At 37.0% G+C, this 972-nt stretch carries 1 protein-coding gene; it reads right to left on the bottom strand.

The features are described 5' to 3' along the window. Nucleotides 1-138: 138 nt before the first annotated feature. Nucleotides 139-972, bottom strand: an 834-nt coding sequence (locus tag IEV18_RS17050) for a DDE-type integrase/transposase/recombinase (protein ID WP_229733711.1), incomplete at its 5' end; no start/stop codon positions are given.

Here is a 972-nt window from a genome sequence, read left to right as displayed (position 1 = left end):
GGTGTCACGGGCGAAGGGAACAAAAGAAGGCATGACAAATAAGCCCCTGACTTTTTCCATTTTAAACCATTGTCCAGTTCGGTTTGTCAAGAGTTCGCTTCGCCGATGGCTAATTTGTCGGGCTCAGCTAAACAAAAGCTAGGCTGATTTCTGCTCCACCAAGTATTGCTGAGACAAATCAATTAATTTTGTCCATCTTTCAGGCATATTCGGCATTTTTTCTAATTCTGGAATAACAACAGGTACCTTATTTTCCAGTGAGGCATGTGGACGTAAGAAGTTAAAATAAGCCACAAAAAGCGTCACATAGGATACTGAACCTTCTTGTGATCCAAAACCTGTTGTAGCCCGATAATTGCCTTTAAATGAACGATTAAGTCGTTCAATGATTTGTTTCAAGGGGCGATATTCTGTTGAAACCGGATCATCATTCGTTAAACCAATCACCTTGTGAATATCAAAATGAATATCGTGTTGAGCAAAATAATGCTGTGCCAAAATGTAAATAGGATTTCCATCAACGACAAACGTTAGGTTTTCAGGTATTTCTTTGAACTTCTGGAGTACTTGATCTAAAGCCTTTATTGCAGATAATGTATCACGGTTTGGCGAAACAGGGTAAGACAATATAATCTTTTTAACCGCATCAAAGAAAAAGAATAAATAATGCCAACGACCTTTCACACGAATATATGTCTCATCACCACAGAAACTGTTTGATAATTCGTAAGGATAGTTATCTACAAAAGGTTTAGTAATAAGGGCAACACTATTCATATAATTTAAAATGGTTTGATGAGAAATTTTAATCTGGTGTACATCGTACATCAAAGCCGCTGTTTTACGGGCTGAAAGCCCATAGTTAACGTGGTAAGTCAAAATAAGCCCTAAAGTATGTGGGGAAACATAAATTCGTGAAATATCTACCTTTGGCTTTTCAGGTGTTTCTTTGGATAAAGGTTTAAAATCAAA

This window comes from Compostibacillus humi (genome assembly GCF_014637175.1).
GTDB classification, from domain to species: domain Bacteria; phylum Bacillota; class Bacilli; order Bacillales; family Amphibacillaceae; genus Oceanobacillus; species Oceanobacillus humi.
The sequence above is the reverse complement of the archived record's forward strand: the minus strand, read 5'-3'. Positions and strand labels throughout refer to the sequence as shown.